The sequence below is a fragment of the Burkholderia ambifaria AMMD genome, from assembly GCF_000203915.1.
Taxonomy (GTDB): domain Bacteria; phylum Pseudomonadota; class Gammaproteobacteria; order Burkholderiales; family Burkholderiaceae; genus Burkholderia; species Burkholderia ambifaria.
The window spans coordinates 454,661-473,828 of record NC_008390.1; the positions used below are offsets into that span (position 1 = coordinate 454,661).

At 67.3% G+C, this 19,168-nt stretch carries 19 protein-coding genes; 8 read left to right on the forward strand and 11 right to left on the reverse strand.

Features of this window, described 5'->3' with window-relative positions; all coding sequences use genetic code 11:
- Positions 1–179 precede the first annotated feature (179 nt).
- The 3 genes from BAMB_RS02055 to BAMB_RS02065 all read left to right on the forward strand — a co-directional run bounded on the left by BAMB_RS02055 (position 180) and on the right by BAMB_RS02065 (position 3,766).
- A complete protein-coding gene (locus BAMB_RS02055) occupies positions 180–1,463 on the forward strand; it encodes an MFS transporter (RefSeq protein WP_011655844.1) in 1,284 nt (427 codons plus the stop codon).
- 246 nt (positions 1,464–1,709) lie between these two features.
- Positions 1,710–2,315, forward strand: coding sequence for a nitroreductase family protein (locus tag BAMB_RS02060; protein WP_011655845.1), 606 nt, complete (start codon positions 1,710–1,712; stop codon positions 2,313–2,315).
- Positions 2,316–2,515: 200 nt separating this feature from the next.
- Positions 2,516–3,766: an Hsp70 family protein gene (locus BAMB_RS02065; RefSeq protein WP_041491314.1), complete on the forward strand. Its 1,251-nt coding sequence runs from the start codon at positions 2,516–2,518 to the stop codon at positions 3,764–3,766.
- A gap of 102 nt (positions 3,767–3,868) precedes the next feature.
- On the opposite strand, the gene BAMB_RS02070 is transcribed toward BAMB_RS02065, so the two are convergent.
- The gene (locus BAMB_RS02070; protein ID WP_006477070.1) at positions 3,869–4,072 is read right to left on the reverse strand and encodes a cold-shock protein; all 204 of its coding nucleotides are present in this window, start codon (positions 4,070–4,072) and stop codon (positions 3,869–3,871) included.
- 420 nt (positions 4,073–4,492) lie between these two features.
- Here BAMB_RS02070 and BAMB_RS02075 point away from each other — a divergent pair, with 420 nt between their 5' ends.
- Complete coding sequence (locus tag BAMB_RS02075) at positions 4,493–6,091, forward strand: APC family permease (protein WP_011655847.1); 1,599 nt, start codon at positions 4,493–4,495, stop codon at positions 6,089–6,091.
- Positions 6,092–6,205: 114 nt separating this feature from the next.
- Here BAMB_RS02075 and BAMB_RS02080 read toward each other — a convergent pair whose 3' ends face one another.
- The 7 genes from BAMB_RS02080 to BAMB_RS02110 form a co-directional block, all read right to left on the reverse strand.
- On the reverse strand, positions 6,206–6,997 hold the full coding sequence (locus tag BAMB_RS02080; protein ID WP_011655848.1) for a DODA-type extradiol aromatic ring-opening family dioxygenase: 792 nt from the start codon (positions 6,995–6,997) through the stop codon (positions 6,206–6,208).
- A gap of 221 nt (positions 6,998–7,218) precedes the next feature.
- Positions 7,219–7,815 carry a UbiX family flavin prenyltransferase gene (locus BAMB_RS02085; RefSeq protein WP_011655849.1) on the reverse strand — a complete coding sequence of 199 codons (597 nt, stop codon included), beginning with the start codon at positions 7,813–7,815 and terminating at the stop codon, positions 7,219–7,221.
- 13 nt (positions 7,816–7,828) lie between these two features.
- Positions 7,829–8,140 (reverse strand): Grx4 family monothiol glutaredoxin, encoded by a 312-nt coding sequence (gene grxD / locus BAMB_RS02090; protein WP_006753626.1) that lies wholly within the window; start codon positions 8,138–8,140, stop codon positions 7,829–7,831.
- 67 nt (positions 8,141–8,207) lie between these two features.
- Positions 8,208–9,050, reverse strand: coding sequence for a peptide chain release factor N(5)-glutamine methyltransferase (gene prmC, locus BAMB_RS02095; protein ID WP_011655850.1), 843 nt, complete (start codon positions 9,048–9,050; stop codon positions 8,208–8,210).
- A gap of 7 nt (positions 9,051–9,057) precedes the next feature.
- Positions 9,058–10,140, reverse strand: coding sequence for a peptide chain release factor 1 (gene prfA / locus BAMB_RS02100; protein WP_006755622.1), 1,083 nt, complete (start codon positions 10,138–10,140; stop codon positions 9,058–9,060).
- Positions 10,141–10,224: 84 nt separating this feature from the next.
- Complete coding sequence (gene hemA, locus BAMB_RS02105; protein WP_011655851.1) at positions 10,225–11,523, reverse strand: glutamyl-tRNA reductase; 1,299 nt, start codon at positions 11,521–11,523, stop codon at positions 10,225–10,227.
- 26 nt (positions 11,524–11,549) lie between these two features.
- Positions 11,550–12,311 (reverse strand): response regulator transcription factor, encoded by a 762-nt coding sequence (locus BAMB_RS02110; RefSeq protein ID WP_011655852.1) that lies wholly within the window; start codon positions 12,309–12,311, stop codon positions 11,550–11,552.
- 171 nt (positions 12,312–12,482) lie between these two features.
- Between BAMB_RS02110 and BAMB_RS02115 the strand changes: the two genes are divergently transcribed.
- The 4 genes from BAMB_RS02115 to BAMB_RS02130 are packed head-to-tail and all read left to right on the forward strand — an operon-like array spanning position 12,483 to position 15,796.
- Positions 12,483–12,758 (forward strand): hypothetical protein, encoded by a 276-nt coding sequence (locus tag BAMB_RS02115; RefSeq protein ID WP_006755625.1) that lies wholly within the window; start codon positions 12,483–12,485, stop codon positions 12,756–12,758.
- Entirely contained in the window at positions 12,755–14,569 is a 1,815-nt protein-coding gene (locus tag BAMB_RS02120; RefSeq protein WP_011655853.1) for an aminopeptidase P family protein, read from the forward strand. Before BAMB_RS02115 ends, BAMB_RS02120 begins: the two co-directional genes overlap by 4 nt.
- Before the next feature lie 55 nt (positions 14,570–14,624).
- Positions 14,625–15,176, forward strand: coding sequence for a cysteine hydrolase family protein (locus BAMB_RS02125; protein ID WP_011655854.1), 552 nt, complete (start codon positions 14,625–14,627; stop codon positions 15,174–15,176).
- Positions 15,173–15,796 carry an HAD family hydrolase gene (locus BAMB_RS02130; RefSeq protein WP_011655855.1) on the forward strand — a complete coding sequence of 208 codons (624 nt, stop codon included), beginning with the start codon at positions 15,173–15,175 and terminating at the stop codon, positions 15,794–15,796. Before BAMB_RS02125 ends, BAMB_RS02130 begins: the two co-directional genes overlap by 4 nt.
- Positions 15,797–15,924: 128 nt before the next feature.
- On the opposite strand, the gene ettA is transcribed toward BAMB_RS02130, so the two are convergent.
- The 3 genes from ettA to gcvA all read right to left on the reverse strand — a co-directional run bounded on the left by ettA (position 15,925) and on the right by gcvA (position 19,110).
- Positions 15,925–17,592 carry an energy-dependent translational throttle protein EttA gene (gene ettA / locus BAMB_RS02135; protein WP_011655856.1) on the reverse strand — a complete coding sequence of 556 codons (1,668 nt, stop codon included), beginning with the start codon at positions 17,590–17,592 and terminating at the stop codon, positions 15,925–15,927.
- Positions 17,593–17,781: 189 nt separating this feature from the next.
- A complete protein-coding gene (locus tag BAMB_RS02140; protein ID WP_011655857.1) occupies positions 17,782–18,096 on the reverse strand; it encodes a DUF3761 domain-containing protein in 315 nt (104 codons plus the stop codon).
- A gap of 96 nt (positions 18,097–18,192) precedes the next feature.
- Entirely contained in the window at positions 18,193–19,110 is a 918-nt protein-coding gene (gene gcvA / locus BAMB_RS02145; RefSeq protein ID WP_011655858.1) for a transcriptional regulator GcvA, read from the reverse strand.
- Positions 19,111–19,168 lie beyond the last annotated feature (58 nt).

Genomic DNA, 19,168 nt, shown 5'->3' on the forward strand with positions numbered 1-19,168 from the left:
TACCGACTGGTAACTACGATCGCAACACACTTGTGACCGAGCGGTAACAATGCCGAGCGGATCAACAGACAAATGCCAGTGTCGGCCCAGGTCAGCCGACGCAGCGTGCGGCGGAGGTGGCCTGGTGGTGAGGCGGGGCGGGCGCGCGGGCGCCGGGCCGGCAACTGGAGAGCGACAACATGAATTGGGCGGTGACACGAATCGGCGGGCGCTTCCACTACGGATGGCTCGCGGCGGCGGTGGTTTTCCTGATCCTGCTGGCGGCGGCCGGCACGCGCGCGACGCCGAGCGTGCTGATGGTGCCGCTCGAGCGCGAACTCGGCTGGAGCCGCGCGGCGATTTCGCTGGCGATTTCGGTGAACATCGCGCTGTACGGCCTGACGGGCCCGTTCGCGGCCGCGGCGATGCAGCGTTTCGGGCTTCGGCCGACGATCCTGACTGCGCTGGTGACGATGGGCGCGGGCGTCGCGCTGTCGTCGATGATGACGCAGAGCTGGCAGATGGTCGTGATCTGGGGGCTGATGGTCGGCTGCTCGACGGGCGTCGTCGCGTTGACGCTGTCCGCGACCTTCGTCACGCGCTGGTTCCATGCGAGGCGCGGGCTCGTGATGGGCATCCTGACCGCGAGCACGGCAACCGGCCAGCTCGTGTTCCTGCCGATGCTCGCGGCGATCGCGCAGCGCCACGGCTGGCGGCCGGTCGTACTCGTCGTTGCGGTCGCGGCCGCGATCGTGATTCCGCTGGTCGCGTTCCTGCTGCCCGAGCGGCCGGCGGACGTGCAGTTGCGCCCGTACGGCGAGCCGGCCGATGCGCCGGCCGCGCCCGACGCGACGAAGGAGAACCCGCTCGCGGTCGCGTTCCGCACGCTGCTGATGGCGAGCCGCTCGCGCGACTTCTGGCTGCTGTTCTTCAGCTTCTTCATCTGCGGCGCGAGCACCAACGGCTATGTCGGCACGCACCTGATCGCGATGTGCAGCGACTACGGGATGACCGAAGTGCAGGGCGCGTCGCTGCTCGCCGCGATGGGCGTGTTCGACTTGTTCGGCACGACGCTGTCGGGCTGGCTGTCCGACCGCTACGACAACCGCGTGCTGCTGTTCTGGTATTACGGGCTGCGCGGGCTGTCGCTGATCTACCTGCCGCATGCGTTCGGCATCGATTTCTTCGGGCTGCCGCTGTTCGCGATGTTCTACGGGCTCGACTGGATCGCGACCGTGCCGCCGACCGTGCGGCTCGCCACCGATGTGTTCGGCAAGGCCGCGGCGCCGGTCGTGTTCGGCTGGATCGTCGCCGGCCACCAGCTCGGCGCGGCATTCGCGGCGCTCGGCGCAGGGTTGCTGCGTGCGAGCCTCGGCACCTATACGATCGCGTCGATGATCTCGGGCGGGCTCTGCATCGTCGGCGCGCTGATCGTGCTGCGAATCAATCGCGGCCCGTCCCGCGCCGCCGCGCAGGCCGCCTGAGCGGCGCTTCGGCCGGCCCGTGCGCGGCTGCGCGGCCGGGGCGGCCGCGTCGAGGAAGCCGAGCCGTCGTTCCGAGGCGGGACGGCAGACGGGAGTTCCTCTGGCCGAACGGAAGTTGGGCGGCCGGTCAATGCAGGATCGCTGATTTGCATTGCGCGGGACGATCGGGCGCGTGATGGCTCAAGCGGTTATGCTTGCGGTTCGGCGCGCGTTCGCGCCCCTTCATCGATGTCAGCGAGGAACCGCATGTCTGTCAAACCTGCTCCCACCACTGTTTCGATTCACGAACTGATCGCGGGCCGCTGGAGCCCGCGCGCGTATTCGGACGAGCCGATCAGCGCCGCCGATCTGCACGCGGTGCTCGAAGCCGCGCGCTGGGCGCCGTCCGCATACAACGCGCAGCCGTGGCGCTTCATCGTCTTCGATCGCACGCAGGACGAAGCAGCGTTCAAGCGCGCATTCGCGACACTGGTGCCGTTCAACCAGGCCTGGAACGCGCCGGCGCCGGTGCTGATCGCCGTGACTTCGCACACGCTCACGCCGAAGGGCGAGCCGGCGTCGACCGCACTGTATGACGCGGGCGCCGCGGCGATGTCGCTGGTGCTGCAGGCGCACGCGCTGGGCCTTGCCGCGCACCAGATGAGCGGCTTCGACGCGAAGGCGTTCCGCGACGCGTTCGAGATTCCGGCCGACGTCGCCATTCCGGCGCTCATCTCGCTCGGCCACTACGGCAACGTCGACAAGCTCGATCCGGTGCTGCGCGACCGCGAAAAGGCGCCCCGCACGCGTCACGCGCTCGGCGAGGTCGTCTATGCGGGCGCATGGAAGAAGGGTTTCGAAGCGGTAGCCTGATTCCCGGGGCAGGCGGCGGGGTGCGTTTGGCCTCCGACCGCACCTGTCGCCCCTGACGCGCCTGCCGGCGCGCCCCATCCCCGCCCCTCCGGGCCGGTTGCACCGTACCGCTGGCCGGCCCCGGTTGTGATCCGGCGGGCTTCATGTTAAAAAGCCCGTCCTTTCCGTTTTCCGCGCCGGCCATGCTGCGGCACCTTCCGATGACTTACTGCGCGATCGATTTCGGCACGTCCAATTCCGCCGTGGCGCTGCCCGACGGCGATGGAATGCGCCTCGCGCCCGTCGAGGGCGACCACCTGACGCTGCCCACCGCGATCTTCTTCAACAACGACGAGCAGACGGTCGAATACGGCCGGGCCGCGCTCGCGTCGTATATCGACGGTTTCGACGGCCGGCTGATGCGCTCGATGAAGAGCATCCTCGGCTCGCCGCTCGCGGAAACCACGACCGATCTCGGCGACGGCAGCGCGATGGCGTACACGGAGATCATCGCGCGCTTCCTGACGCACCTGAAGCGCAAGGCCGAGGCACGCGCGGGCGCGCCGATCGGCCGTGCGGTGCTCGGCCGGCCGGTGTTCTTCGTCGACGAGGATCCGCGCGCCGACCGCCTCGCGCAGGACCAGCTCGAAGCGGCCGCGCGGTCGGTCGGTTTCACCGACGTGCATTTCCAGTACGAACCGATCGCGGCCGCGTTCGACTACGAGTCGCGCCAGCAGGCCGAACGGCTCGTGCTGGTTGCCGACATCGGCGGCGGTACGTCGGACTTCTCGCTCGTGCGGGTCGGGCCGCAGCGGATGGCGCGCCTCGAGCGCAAGGACGACGTGCTCGCGCACCACGGCGTGCACGTCGCCGGCACCGACTACGACCGCCGCGTCGAACTGGCGGCGATCCTGCCGGCGTTCGGCTATCGCGCGCTCGATCCCGAGGGGCGCGAGCTGCCGAACCGGATCTACTTCGACCTGGCGACCTGGCACCTGATCAACACGGTCTACACGCCGAAGCGGCTGGGCGAGCTGAAGCTGATGAAGCACCTGTACCAGGATGGGCGGCAGTACGACCGGCTCACCCGCGTGGTCGAGCAGCGGCTCGGGCATGCGCTGATGGCACGCGCGGAAGAGGCGAAGATCGGCGTGGCGGCGGGCGGGGAGACGATGATCGACCTGAACGACGTGGAAGAGGATCTGCAGATCGCGTTCGACGCCGAACGCCTCGTCAAGGCGAGCGTCGACGACACCGCGCGCATCGTCGACGCCGCGCGCGAAACGGTGCGGCTCGCGGGCGTTGCGCCGCGCGACCTCGGCGCGCTGTATTTCACCGGCGGCTCGACCGGGCTCGCGTTTCTGTCGGGTGCGCTCGCCGGCGCATTTCCGGACGCGCAGCCGGTGTTCGGCGATCGCCTCGCCAGCGTCGCGACGGGGCTCGGCATTCACGCGCAGCGGCTGTTCGGCTGAACGAAGATAAGCCGAACGTGCGGCAGCCGAATCGCTGCCGCGCCATAAAACAAAAAGCCCCGCCGAAGCGGGGCTTTTTTACACGAATTAATCGCGCCGAACTTAGACCGGACGGATGTTCGCAGCTTGCAGACCCTTCGGGCCCGTCTTCACTTCGAATTCAACCTTCTGGTTTTCTTGCAGCGTCTTGAAGCCTTCGACGCGGATTTCCGAGAAGTGCGCGAACAGATCGTCGCCGCCGCCTTCCGGGGTAATGAAGCCGAAGCCCTTTGCGTCATTGAACCACTTGACGGTACCGGTTGCCATGTTACTTATTCCTAAAAAGATAAAACGGGGCCGAGGCCCATGGGGTGCGGAAAATCAAGGAAGGGGGTAATAGGACCAACCGGAGTACCGTTGATGGGCGAACTACGAAAGAACCAATTCACTCGCCGCTTGAAATCCTGCAACGTTGTTTATACGGCTAATCGCTCACGCGGTCAACCGGATTTCCATACACTCAGGGTTATTGCGGAGTTCAGGTTTACAAACCTTGCAAACGACGCGAATTTTTTGTAGGGGACGATCGATTTTGGCGCCATCTTGCAGGTGCAACCGTTAAACTACGCGCCGCTGGAGGGGTTGCCCTGATCGGGTAATCCCTTCCCCCAAAATGACGCGCGCGGTGCTGTCCGAGCCGATCCCGGACAGCTGGCCGACCACGCTTTTTGAGACACAGGAGAGGATGTGAAGAGTTCTATTCAACGGAACATCGGCCCGTTTGCACTGATGCTGACGGGCCTGGGTTCGATTATCGGCTCGGGCTGGCTGTTCGGCGCCTGGAAGGCCGCGAAGATCGCCGGTCCGGCGGCGATCTGCGCATGGATCATCGGCGCGGTCGTGATTCTCGCGATTGCCCTCACGTACGCCGAACTGGGCGCGATGTTCCCCGAGTCCGGCGGCATGGTGCGCTATGCGCGCTACTCGCACGGTTCGCTGGTGGGCTTCATCAGCGCATGGGCGAACTGGATCGCGATCGTCTCGGTGATTCCGATCGAGGCGGAAGCGTCGATCCAGTACATGAGCACGTGGCCGTATCCATGGGCGCACGCGTTGTTCGTGAACGGCGAGTTGACGACACCAGGCCTGCTGCTGTCGGCCGTGCTGGTGGTCATCTATTTCATGCTGAACTACTGGGGCGTCAAGGCCTTCGCGCGGGCAAACACCGCGATCACTATCTTCAAGTTCCTGATCCCCGGCCTCACGATCCTCGGCCTGATGCTCGCGAGCTTCCACTCGGAGAACCTCGGCACCGCATCGAACGCGAGCTTCGCGCCGTACGGCTGGTCGGCCGTGCTGACCGCGGTCTCGACGAGCGGCATCGTGTTCGCGTTCAACGGCTTCCAGAGCCCGGTGAACCTGGCCGGCGAAGCGCGCGATCCGTCGCGCAGCGTGCCGTTCGCGGTGATCACGTCGATCCTGCTCGCACTCGTGATCTATGTGCTGCTGCAGATGGCCTACATCGGCTCGGTGAATCCGGTCGACGTCGCGAAGGGCTGGGAGCACTTCAACTTCTCGTCGCCGTTCGCGGAACTCGCGATCGCGCTGAACCTGAACTGGCTCGCGATCCTGCTGTATGTCGACGCGTTCGTCAGCCCGAGCGGTACCGGCACGACCTACATGGCGACGACCACCCGGATGATCTACGCGATGGAGCGCAACAACACGATGCCGAAGATGTTCGGCAACGTGCACCCCATCTACGGCGTGCCGCGCCAGGCGATGTGGTTCAACCTGCTCGTGTCGTTCGTCTTCCTGTTCTTCTTCCGCGGCTGGAGCTCGCTCGCGGCGGTGATCTCGGTGGCGACGGTGATTTCGTACCTGACCGGCCCGATCAGCCTGATGGCGTTGCGCCGCGCGGCGACCGACATCGAGCGTCCGCTGTCGATTCCGCTGATGAAGCTGATCGCGCCGTTCGCGTTCGTCTGCGCGTCGTTGATCCTGTACTGGGCGAAGTGGCCGCTGACCGGCGAAATCATCCTGCTGATGATCGTCGCGCTGCCGGTGTACTTCTTCTTCCAGGCCAAGTCCGGCTGGAGCGGCTGGGGCGCCGACCTGAAGGCCGCATGGTGGCTGGTCGCGTACCTGCCGACGATGGCCGTGCTGTCGCTGATCGGCAGCAAGGAGTTCGGCGGCCATGGTCTGATGCCGTACGGCTGGGACATGGTGATCGTCGCGGCGATCTCGCTGGTGTTCTACTTCTGGGGCGTGAACACGGGCTACCGGACGCAATATCTCGACGAGCGCGAAGCGCACGACGAGATCCTCGAAGGGGTCGGTGTCTGAGGCCTGACCTGCCACCGGAATCGGCGGTGGCGGAAAGCGCATAAAAGCCCGTCCGAGCGATGCTCGGGCGGGCTTTTTGTTTGGGGCGCGCCGGTTGTGCCGGTTCCGTTGGACTCAGGCGGCCGCGCTCGAGAACACGTAGTTCGTCATCGCGAGCACGCGTTGATACGTGCCGAGCGACTGGATGCCGAGCCGGTAATCGTCGTCGGCCGCACCCAGCGCGGTGAACACCGGCAGCAGGTGCTCGTCGGTCGGATGCATCAGCGCCGCGTGCGGCGCCTGGCGGCGATAGTCGAGCAGCGCGTCGACATCGCGCGCGGCGAGCTTCGCCTCGAACCAGTCGGTGAACTCCGCGACGCGCGGGTCCGCATCCTCGGGCGCCGCGCCGAAATCCGCGGCGCGCAGGTTGTGCGTGATCTGACCCGAGCCGATCACCATCACGCCTTCGTCGCGCAGCGGCCGCAGCGCGCGACCGAGCGCGAAGTGATGGGCGGCGTCCGCGCGCGGCTGAATCGACAATTGCGCGACCGGCACGTCGGCTTCCGGGAACATCAGCAGCATCGGCACCCACGCGCCGTGATCGAGGCCGTGCTCGGTCGTCGCGGTCGCGATGCCGGCCGCATTTAGCAGCGCGGCCGCCCGCTCGGCGACCTCGGGCGCGCCCGGGGCCGGATAGCGGATCTCGTACAGCGCACGCGGGAAGCCATGGAAGTCGTGGATCGTTTCAGGATGCGCGGCCACGCTCGCGACCGGCTGCTGCGTGCCCCAGTGGGCGGACAGCATCAGCACCGCGCGCGGGCGCGGCAATTCGGCACCGAGGTGCGTGAACGCGCCGGACGGCAGCGTCGGGTCGATCGGCAGCGTCGGCGCGCCGTGGGACAGGTAAAGCGAAGGCAAGCGGTTCATGGTGGGGAGCCTGCAAAAGGGTTTGCCTCTGACTATAGGCGCGCACCACGTATTGATAAATTAGCCGCGAGGAATTTAATTGAATCGTGCTGGTTGTTAATGCGGGTGCTTCCGCGTGCGCAAGGGTAGGCGGGAGCTTGGAGTGGCTGGATCGAGCCGGGAAGCCGGCTGAATCGGCGAAGATGCATGAGGAACGGCGCACAAGCGCCAAGTCGAGCCGCTTACTGCGCGGGCCGGATGCCGGCCCACGGCGTCGTCATCGGTGCACTGAGCGCGAACAGGTCGAGGACGCGCGTGACGGTCTGGTCGACGAGTTCCTCGATCGTCTTCGGCATCGCGTAGAACGCGGGCAGCGGCGGGAACACGATGCCGCCCATTTCGGTCACGGCGGTCATGTTGCGCAGATGCGCGAGGTTGAACGGCGTTTCGCGCACCATCAGCACGAGACGGCGGCGTTCCTTCAGCGTGACGTCGGCCGCGCGCGTGATCAGATTGTCCGACAGCCCGTGCGCGACGCTCGCAAGCGTCTTCATCGAGCAGGGTGCGATCACCATTCCGTCGGTCGCGAACGAGCCCGACGCGATCGTCGCGCCGACATCGCGCACCGAATGCACGACATCCGCACGGCTTTCGACCTCGGCCTTTGTCAGCTTCAGTTCATGCTGGATATTGAGCCAGCCGGCGTTCGAAACGAGCAGATGCGTTTCGACGCCGCCGGCGGCGCGCAGCAATTCGAGCAGCCGCACGCCGTAGACCGCGCCGGTGGCGCCGGTGATCGCAACGATCAGCCGGCGTGGCGGCGCGCTGGGAGATGCCATCGGGAAGGGGACGTTACGCGGCGGCGAACAATTGCTGCAGTTCGCCCGACTGGTACATCTCCATCATGATGTCCGAGCCGCCGACGAATTCACCCTTCACGTACAGCTGCGGGATGGTCGGCCAGTTCGAGAATTCCTTGATGCCCTGGCGGATTTCGTCGTCTTCCAGCACGTTGACCGTCTTGAACTGGTCGACGCCGCAGGCTTTCAGCACCTGCACGGCGCGGCCCGAGAAGCCGCACATCGGGAATTGCGCGTTGCCCTTCATGAAGAGCACGACCTGGTTTTCGTCGACGATTTGCTTGATACGTTGTTGGGTGTCCATGACTGACCTTGCGTTTGCGGGGCGTTAGATCGAAATGATAGCGGATTTCAACCGGGCGGGCCGGCCATCAGCCGGGCCGGCGGCCGCCGGTCGTGCGTTCGATCGCGGCCAGATCGGCGAGCGATTCGACCGCGACGAAGCCGCGCGACACGAGTAGCGCGCGCACGGCTTCGGCCTGGTCGTAGCCATGCTCGATCCAGAGCGTGCCGCCCGGTTTCAGGAAAGCGCCGGCGCCTGCGACGATCGTGCGGATCGCGCTCAGGCCGTCGGCGTCGTCGGTGAGCGCGCCGCGCGGCTCGAAACGCAGGTCGCCCTGCGCGAGGTGCGGATCGTGCTGCGCGATGTACGGTGGGTTGCTGACGATCGTGTCGAACGCGAGCGCCGGATCGAGCGCCGCATACCAGTCGCTCTGCAGCCAGTGCAGCGGGCCGCCGGGGCGGCGCGCGTCGAGCAGCTTGTCCGCGTTGCGCCGGGCGACGTCGAGCGCGGCCGGCGACCGGTCGAGCGCCCATACGCGTGCGTCGGGCCGTTCCGCGGCGATCGACACGGCGATCGCGCCGCTGCCGGTGCCGAGATCGAGCACGGCCGGATGCGGCCGACCGTCGATCGCGTCGAGCGCGGCTTCGACGAGCAGTTCGGTTTCCGGGCGCGGAATCAGCACGTCGGGCGTCACATCGAACGGCCGGCCGAAGAATTCGCGCATCCCGACGAGCTGCGCGACCGGCTCGCCGGCCACGCGGCGCGCTTCGAGCGCGCGGTAGCGCTCGATCGACGCGGGCTCGAGCGGGGCGTCGCCGCGCGTGATCAGCTGCGTGCGGGTCCAGCCGAGCGCGTGCGCGAGCAGCACGCGCGCATCGACCGCGTCGAGCGGCGACGCGCGCAGCAGATCGTCGGCGGTGGTGTCGGGCATCGCGGCCTCAGTCGGTGTCGCCGAGCGACGCGAGCAGTTCAGCCTGGTGCTCGGTGACGAGCGCGCCGATCAGTTCGTCGAGATCGCCGTCCATCAGCGCCTCGAGCCGGTACAGCGTCAGGTTGATCCGGTGGTCCGTCATCCGGCCTTGCGGGAAGTTGTACGTGCGGATCCGTTCCGAGCGGTCGCCCGAGCCGATCAGGCTCTTGCGCGTCGCTGCTTCCTTCGCGTGCTGCTCGTGATACTGCTTGTCCTTGATGCGCGCGGCGAGCACCTTCAGTGCGCGATCCTTGTTCTTGTGCTGCGAACGGTCGTCCTGGCACTCGACGACGATCCCGGTCGGGATGTGCGTGACGCGCACCGCCGAATCGGTCTTGTTGATGTGCTGGCCACCCGCGCCCGACGCGCGGAACGTGTCGATCCGCAGGTCGGCCGGATTGATCTCGACCTCGCCGATCTCGTCGGCTTCCGGCATCACCGCGACCGTGCAGGCGGACGTGTGGATGCGCCCCTGCGTTTCGGTGGCCGGCACGCGTTGCACGCGATGGCCGCCCGACTCGAACTTCAGGCGCGAGTACGCGCCCTGGCCGGCGATTCGCACGATTACTTCCTTGTAGCCGCCGAGATCCGACGCGCTTTCCGACATCATCTCGACCTGCCAGCGCTGGCGCTCCGCGAAGCGCAGGTACATGCGCAGCAGATCGCCTGCGAACAGCGCCGATTCGTCGCCGCCGGCGCCCGCGCGGATTTCGAGGAAGATGTTGCGATCGTCGTTGGGGTCCTTCGGCAGCAGCATCTTCTGCAATTCGGCTTCGAGACGGACCATGCGCTCACGTGCGCTGCGGATTTCGTCTTCGGCGAAATCGCGCATCGATGCATCGGCGAGCAGTTCCTGTGCAGCCGTCTCGTCGTTGCGCGACTGGCGCCACAGCGCGTACTGCTCGACGACCGGGCCGAGTTCCGCGTGTTCGCGCGTGAGCCTGCGGTACTGGTCGAGGTCGGCCGTGACGTTTTCGCGGCTCAACAGGTCGTTCAGTTCGGCCAGCCGGGTAGACAGCTGGTCGAGCTTGCGTTGCATGCTCGTCTTCATGGTGTGGAGCGGCGCTCCCGGGCAAAAGGGGTATTCGGAAAGGATAGGCCGGCTCGCGGCCGGCGGCAGGGCAACCGGGCGGCGCTAGTGGCCGGACTGGTCGTTCGAGCGCGGCGCGTGCTGGTAGAAGCCGCGCATCAGGTCGATCAGCGAATCGCGATCGGCGCCGTTCACGCGGTTGAGCGCGCTCGTCGGGCCGTGGATCAGCTTGTTGGTGAGCGCCTGCGACAGCGCTTCGAGGACGGCGGCCGGATCGTCGCCGCGTGCGAGCAGCTTCTGCGCTTTCTCGACTTCCGCGCGGCGCAGCGCGTCGGCCTGCGTATGCATGTGACGAATCACCGGCACGACGCTGCGCGTGTCGAGCCATTGCATGAAATTCTGGACCCGCGTCTCGATGATCGTCTCGGCCTGCGCGACCGCGGCCTGACGCGATGCGTTGCCTTCGCGCACGATCGCGCCGAGATCGTCGACGGTGTAGAGGAATACGTCCTTCAGCTTGCCGACTTCCGGCTCGATGTCGCGCGGCACCGCGAGGTCGACCATGAAGATCGGCCGGTGGCGGCGCGCCTTCACCGCGCGCTCGACCGCGCCGAGGCCGATGATCGGCAGCGTCGACGCGGTGCACGACACGATGATGTCGAACTCGTGCATCCGCGTGGGCAGGTCCGACAGCGGCATCGCGCGGCCGTTGAAGCGTTCGGCGAGCCGCTGGCCGCGTTCGGCCGTGCGGTTCGCGATCACGAGCTCGCGCGGGCTTTGCGCGGCGAAGTGGGTCGCGCACAGCTCGATCATTTCGCCGGCGCCGATGAACAGCACGCGCTGATCCGACACCGTTTCGAAGATGCGCTGCGCGAGACGCACCGCGGCGGCGGCCATCGACACCGACTGCGCGCCGATCTCGGTCGTGCCGCGCACTTCCTTCGCGACGGCGAACGTGCGCTGGAACAGCTGGTTCAGATAGGTGCCGAGTGCGCCGGCTTCCGTCGCGGTGCGCACCGCGTCCTTCATCTGGCCCAGAATCTGCGTTTCGCCGAGCACCATCGAATCGAGGCCCGACGCGACGCGGAATGCGTGCCGGACCGCTTCCGACTGCGGCAACGCGTAGACGTGCGGCGCGAGTTCGTCGACCGAAATGCGGTGGTACTCCGACAACCAGCGAATCGCTCCCTCGCGCGCGGCCCGATCGTCGGTCGCGCAATAGAGTTCGGTGCGGTTGCAGGTGGAGAGGATCGCCGCTTCCGGCGCATTGGGCGCGTGCGGGCCGAGGAACACGTTCTTGAACGTGACGAGAGCCGGCTTGATTTGCTCGAGCGGAAACGCCACGCGTTCGCGCAGAGCGACAGGCGCAGTGTGGTGGTTGATTCCGATCGTGAGGAGTTGCATATCGCGGGCTATCGTTTAGCCCCATATTATAGCGTTTCGGCGATTTCCTCACTCGCGGCATACCGGGCATCAGCGTGGCGTGGCCTCGAATTTGGGGGCTCGATCGGTACGCGGTCGAGCTGATAGCCGTAGCCGTAGAGCGGCAGAAGCCGGTAGCCGTGCTCCGGAAGCAGCTGCAGCTTGCTGCGCAGCCGTGACGCATGGGTGTCGAGCGTGCGCGACTTCATGTCGCGCCGGCGGGCCCAGACGGTTTCGAGGATATGGGCGCGCGACACGGGCCGGGACAGATTCGCGAACAGCAGCTGCGCGAAGCGGAACTCCTTCGGCGTGAGTGCGACGACCGCGTCGCCGAAGCGCACGAGGCTGTGGGTCGCATCGAATGCGTATTCTCCGAACATTTCGCGGGAGCGATTCGGCGGCCGCCGGACGCCGGCGCGCCGACTCAGCGCATTGACCCGTGCAAGCAGCTCGGGCCCGCTCACGGGGCGCACGAGGCAGTCGTCGGCGCCCGCGTGCAGGCACGACACGACCTCGCTTTCGCGCGGCAACTGCATCACGGCGATGGCCGGCAGCCCGGGCAGGATCGCCTGCGCGCGCGGAATGACTTCCTCCGCGGGCTGATCGCCGGCCCAGTTGCCGGTGATCAGCATGTCGCAGGTATCGGTGGCGAGCCACTCGAAGAATGCCGCGCTGGACGGAAACGCGTGGCACACATGACCGCCGGCGAAGAGCAGGCGGTTCAGGAGCGCAGCATGACGTGCCTCCGGCTCGATCAGGGCGATTCGCATGAGGATTTCTTCAATACGGCTGCCGGTGCGCGCTTGCCATAACGTCGGGTCGGCCCCTACACTCGAATGTTCGCGGCGCCCGGCTGATCTCGGGTTCGATGGATGAATCGATGCTAGCCGCTGGCAACGTTCACGCCTATGGGACGAATCTGAATTTATAGAAGGCGTCGAATGAACTGGTTTGGAATCCTTGTCCTGGGAGCGGCCGTCGGGCTGTTCGGCCGGTGGCTGCATCCGATGCGGCGCACGGGCCGGCCGGCATGGTGGATCGTGGTGCTGGTCGGCATCGCGGGGGCCGCCGCCGCGCGCATGGCCGGCAACCTCTCTGGACTGTTTTACGATGGCGAAACGCTCGAATGGCCGGTCTGCACCGGCGTCGCGTTCCTCGCCGTAGCCGTGACGGTCGCCCTGTCGGCACGTCGCGAAAGCGCTCAGGTGAAATCATGAATGCCCGTCTCCCCGAAGTCTCGCCGGTGCCGGCCCGCCTCGCGCTGCTGCGCGGCGCGATGGTCCGCGAGGATCTGGCCGCCTATCTCGTGCCGTCCGCCGATCCGCACCTGTCCGAGTACCTGCCCGAGCGCTGGCAGGCGCGCCGCTGGCTGTCCGGTTTCACGGGCTCGGTCGGCACGCTGGTCGTGACCGCCGATTTCGCGGGCTTGTGGGTCGACAGCCGTTACTGGGTGCAGGCCGAGGCCGAACTCGCCGGCACGGGCGTCCAGCTGATGAAGATGACGGGCGGCCAGCAGAGCGCACCCCACGTCGACTGGCTCGCGCAGAACGTGCCGGCCGGTGCGACGGTCGGCGTCGACGGCGCCGTGCTCGGCGTCACGGCGGCACGCGCGCTGACGGCCGCGCTGAGCGCGCGCGGCATCGCGCTGCGCACCGACCTCGACCTGCTCGACGCGATCTGGCCGGAGCGCCCGGGGCTGCCGGGTGACGCGGTGTTCGAGCATCTCGCGCCGCAGGCCGACACGACGCGCGCGAGCAAGCTCGCCGAAGTGCGCCGCGCGATGCACGCGCAGGGCGCGCAATGGCATTTCGTGTCGACGCTCGACGATCTCGCGTGGCTGTTCAACCTGCGCGGCGCCGACGTCAACTTCAACCCCGTGTTCGTCGCGCACGCGCTGATCGGTGCCGATCGCGCGACGCTGTTCGTCGCCGACGGCAAGGTGTCGCCGGCGCTGGCCGCGTCGCTCGCGCGGGACGGTGTCGAGGTCCGCGCATACGATGCAGTGCACGCGTCGCTCGCGGCGCTGCCCGACGGCGCGACGCTGCTGATCGATCCGCGCCGTGTGACGTTCGGCACGCTCGAGGCCGTGCCGGCCGGCGTGAAGCTGATCGAGGCGGTGAACCCGTCGACGTTCGCGAAGTCGCGCAAGACATCCGCCGAGATCGAGCACGTGCGCGTGACGATGGAGCACGACGGCGCCGCGCTTGCCGAATTCTTCGCGTGGTTCGAGCAGGCGGTGAACCGCGAGACCGTCACCGAGCTGACGATCGACGAGAAGCTAACGGCCGCGCGCGCACGGCGCCCCGGCTACGTGTCGCCGAGCTTCGCCACGATCGCCGGCTTCAACGCGAACGGCGCGATGCCGCACTATCGTGCAACGCCCGAGTCGCACGCGACGATCGCCGGTGACGGCCTGCTGCTCGTCGATTCGGGCGGCCAGTACACGACCGGCACCACCGACATCACGCGCGTCGTGCCGGTCGGCACGCTCAGCGACCTGCAGCGACGCGATTTCACGATCGTGCTGAGGTCGATGATGGCGCTGTCGCGCGCACGCTTTCCGCGCGGCATCCGCTCGCCGATGCTCGATGCGATCGCGCGCGCGCCGATGTGGGCGGCCGGGCTCGACTACGGCCACGGCACCGGCCACGGCGTCGGCTACTTCCTGAACGTGCACGAGGGCCCGCAGGTCATCTCGCACTACGCGCCGGCTGAGCCGCACACGGCGATGGAAGAAGGGATGATCACGTCGATCGAGCCGGGCGTGTATCGGCCCGGCAAATGGGGCATCCGGATCGAGAACCTGGTCGTGAACCGCGCGGGCGGGCAGACCGAGTTCGGCGACTTCCTCGCGTTCGAGACGCTCACGTTGTGCCCGATCGACACGCGCTGCGTGCTCGTCGAGATGCTGCATGAAGAAGAGCGCGCGTGGCTGAACGCGTATCACGCGACCGTCCGCGAGCGTGTCGGCCGGCACGTGAGCGGCGACGCGAAGGCGTGGCTCGACGCGCGCACGCAGCCGATCTGACGCAATACGCGATACCGGCCGCACGACGGCCGGACCTTGACCGAGAGGGCAACCGATGGCAGACACCGCAGTGATCGTGATCGACATGCAGCGCGGGCTGGTGCAGCGGGCGCGGCCCGCGTACCGGCTCGACGACGTCGTAACGGGCATCAACCGGCTGACGGCAGCGGCGCGCGCGGCCAACGCGCCCGTGTGCTTCGTGCAGCACGACGGCGATGCGGACGACGACATCGTGCCCGGCACGCCCGGCTGGGAACTGCATGAGGACTTGATCGTCGGAGGCGCCGACTGGCGCATCCGCAAGCAGGTGAGCGATTCGTTCCACGACACGCCGCTCGCCGCGCAGCTCGACAGCCACGGTGTCCGTTCGGTGCTGATCTGCGGCTATGCGACCGAGTTCTGCGTCGATTCGGCCGCCCGCCGCGCGGCACTGCTCGGCTACCGGACGACCGTCGTCTCCGATCTGCACACGACGAACGAGCGCACGCACCTGTCGGCCGCGCAGATCGTCGCGCATCATCACTTCGTGTGGGAAAACAATACGCTGTCGGGTAACGCGGTGCGGCCGCGTCCGCTCGCGGACGTGCTTGCAACGGAGTTCGCATGACGATCAAGGCCGTGGTGTTCGATTTCGGCGGCGTGCTGATCGACTGGAGCCCGGAATATCTGTACCGGCAACTGATTCCGGACGAAACCGAGCGTCGCTGGTTCCTCACGCACGTGTGCGCGATGGACTGGGTGATCCGCCAGGACGGCGGCCAGACGATCGACGACGGAACGAGCGAGCTCGTCACGAAGTTTCCGGAGCACGAGGCGCTGATCCGCGCGTTCTACGCACGCTGGCACGAGATGATCGGCGGCGTGCTCGACGACGGCGCCGCGCTCGTCGACCGCCTCGACGCGCAAGGGATGCCGCTCTTCGGGTTGACCAACTGGTCCGCGCAGACCTTTCCGTATGCATGGGACAACTTCCCGGTGCTGCGGCGCTTCAAGGACATCGTCGTGTCGGGCCGCGTGAAGCTCGTGAAACCCGATCCGGCGATCTATCGCGAAATGCATGCGCGAATCGATCCGCATCTGCCGGGCATCGCGCCGCACGAGCTCGTGTTCATCGACGACAACGCGAACAACGCGGCGGCCGCGACGGCGCTCGGCTGGCATGGCATTCATCACACGAGCGCGGCCGCGACCGAGGCGCGCCTGCGCGAACTGGGCGCGCTCGCGTAGGCGGCCGAACCGCAGCCGGACAAAAAAAGCGGGCCAGCGGCCCGCTTTTTCGTTTTGCCGATCCGGCGGCGGCCGCTTTCGGCACCGGCCCCGCGTCGCCGCAGTGCCGGGTGCCCGGGCCGCGCCGTTCAGCGGCTGATCGGCTTGTAGCGCAGGCGCTTCGGCTTCGCGGCTTCTTCGCCGAGGCGTGCACGCTTGTCGGCTTCGTATTCCTGGTAGTTGCCGTCGAAGAACGTGACCTGCGAATCGCCTTCGAACGCGAGGATGTGCGTCGCGATCCGGTCGAGGAACCAGCGATCGTGCGAGATCACCATCACCGAGCCGGCGAACTCGAGCAGCGCGTCTTCCAGCGCGCGCAGCGTTTCGACGTCGAGGTCGTTCGACGGTTCGTCGAGCAGCAGCACGTTGCCGCCGCAGATCAGGGTCTTCGCGAGGTGCAGGCGGCCGCGTTCGCCGCCGGACAGGTTGCCGACGATCTTCTGCTGGTCGCCGCCCTTGAAGTTGAAGCGGCCGATGTACGCACGCGACGGCGTTTCGTACTTGCCGACCGTCAGCACGTCGGCGCCGCCCGAGATTTCCTCGAACACCGTCTTCGAGCCATCGAGCGCGTCGCGGCTCTGGTCGACGTACGCGAGCTTCACGGTCGGGCCCATCACGACTTCGCCCGAATCCGGCTGTTCCTTGCCGGTCAGCATCCGGAACAGCGTCGACTTGCCGGCGCCGTTCGGGCCGATGATGCCGACGATCGCGCCGGCGGGGATCTTCAGGTTCAGGTTGTCGATCAGCAGGCGGTCGCCGAACGCCTTGCTGACGTTCTTGAACTCGATCACTTCATTGCCGAGGCGGTCGCCGACCGGGATGAAGATTTCCTGCGTTTCGTTGCGCTTCTGGTATTCCTGGCTATTCAGCTCCTCGAAGCGCGCGATACGCGCCTTCGACTTCGCCTGGCGGCCCTTCGGGTTCTGGCGCACCCACTCCAGTTCCTTCTTGATCGCCTTCTGGCGCGCCGATTCCGATGCTTCTTCCTGCTTCAGGCGCTCTTCCTTCTGGTCGAGCCAGCTGCTGTAGTTGCCCTTCCACGGAATGCCGTGGCCGCGGTCGAGTTCGAGAATCCACTCGGCTGCGTTGTCGAGGAAGTAGCGATCGTGCGTGACGGCGACGACGGTGCCCGGGAAGCGCACCAGGAACTGCTCGAGCCAGTCGACCGATTCGGCATCGAGGTGGTTGGTCGGCTCGTCGAGCAGCAGCATGTCCGGCTTCTCGAGCAGCAGCTTGCACAGCGCGACGCGGCGCTTTTCGCCGCCCGACAGGTGCTCGATCTTCGCGTCCCACGCCGGCAGGCGCAGTGCGTCGGCGGCCACTTCGAGCTGCTGCTCAGGGCTGCCGCCGTCGCTCGACGCGAGGATCGCTTCGTATTTCGCCTGCTCGGCCGCGAGCGCGTCGAAGTCGGCGTCCGGCTCCGCATACGCGGCGTAGATTTCCTCGAGCTTCTTGTTCGCCTGGAACAGGTCGCCGAGGCCTTCCTCGACGGCTTCGCGCACCGTCTTCGTCGGGTCGAGCTGCGGTTCCTGCGGCAGGTAGCCGATGTTCAGGTTCGGCATCGGCGTCGCTTCGCCTTCGATGTCCTTGTCGACGCCCGCCATGATGCGGATCAGCGTCGATTTGCCCGAGCCATTCAGGCCGAGCACGCCGATCTTGGCGCCGGGAAAGAACGACAGCGAGATGTCCTTCAGGATCTGGCGCTTGGGCGGCACGATCTTGCCGACCCGGTTCATCGTGAAAACGTATTGGGCCATTTGGGTGTGAAAGTCAGAATGGGTTGAGACTGCCTCGCGGCGCATGGGCCTGCGTGGCGTCGGGTGATTCGGTACGGAGCGTGCCGCGCGGGGCGTGGCGGTGTCGCCGCGGGTTGGCGGCGCGAGCGCGTATTGTACTTCGCCGCCGGCTGCCGCTGGCACCGCGCCGGCCATTCGGCCGACCCGCGTTCACAGCCACGCGGCGACGCCGCCGTGCCCCGAACAGGTGCCGCGCCGATGGCGGCTGAAGCTGTACGTGCCGTCGCGGCAGCGCGCGCTCGCGCCCTCGGGCACGCGGCCCGATTTCGAATGGGCCGGCGCATGGACGGTGTCGCCGTCGCGATTGCGGTACGTGTCGTGCCGGTCGAGGTCGGCTTCGTTGCTGTAGCCGTAGCCGGGTGGCGCGCGATACGCGTGCGCCGCAGGCGGCACGGCGGCGCACGCGGCGAACAGCGCGGCGGACAGGGTCGCGATGCGCATCGCGCGGCGGAGCTGGGCAGGCATGGTCTCTCTCCGGATGTTGTTATCTGCTGTCGATCCCGGGCCGCATGTTAGCCGATCGGCCGAAGATCGGTGCCGCTGCGCCGAGGTGCGACGACGCTACGCCGCGCCGGTCATCGATGCCGCGCCGTCGGCTTGCGCGGCCGCGAGAATCCAGCGGCGGAACGCTGCGACTTTCGTGCGTTCCGCGTGATGCGGCGGATAGACGAGGTAGTACGCGAAGTCGTCGAGCCACGCGATGTCGGCAAGCTGCACGAGCCGGCCGCTCGCGAGCTCGGTGCGCACCATCGCCGCCGGCAGCAGGCCCGCGCCCTGGCCGGCGAGGATCGCCTGCAGCAACAGGCCGGAATCGTCGAACGCGGGGCCGCGCGGCGGACCGAAATCGTCGATCCGCTGCGCGTCGAACCAGATGTGCCAGCCCTTGCGCTCCGCGTCGTGCAGATGCGGCCATCCGGCCAGGTCGGCGGGCGTGGCCGGCATGCCCAGCCGCGCGACGAGGGCCGGTGCCGCCAGCGCGACGATCTCCACCGTCAGCAGCCGTTCGCTGCACAAGCCGATGTAACGGCCGAGACCGTGGCGGATCGCGACGTCGACGCCGTCGCGCGAGAAATCGGCGAGTGCATGGCTCGTGACGATCTGCAGGTCGATGTCCGGGCACGCGTCGCGGAACTGCGCGAGGCGCGGCACGAGCCACGCGGACGCGAAAAACGGCGTGACGCTCACCGTCAGCACGCCGCTGTCGGCGGCCCCCGACACGCGCTGCGACGCGTCGGCGATCTGCCGGAACGCGTTGCGCACGGGCGGCAGGTAGTCGCGGCCCGCGGCGGTCAGCAGGATGCCGCGGTTCACGCGCTCGAACAGCTGCACGCCGAGGTGGCGCTCGAGCGTGCGGATCATCTGGCTCACCGCGCCGGGCGTGACCGACAGCTCTTGCGCCGCGGATTTCACCGACAGGTGGCGGGCCGCCGCCTCGAACGCACGCAGCGCGTTGAGGGGCGGCAGGCGGGAACGGTTCATTCAGTTTTTCTAAAGCGAAAGGCCGATGAAATATCGTTTGAGGCAATGAGTACGCGCG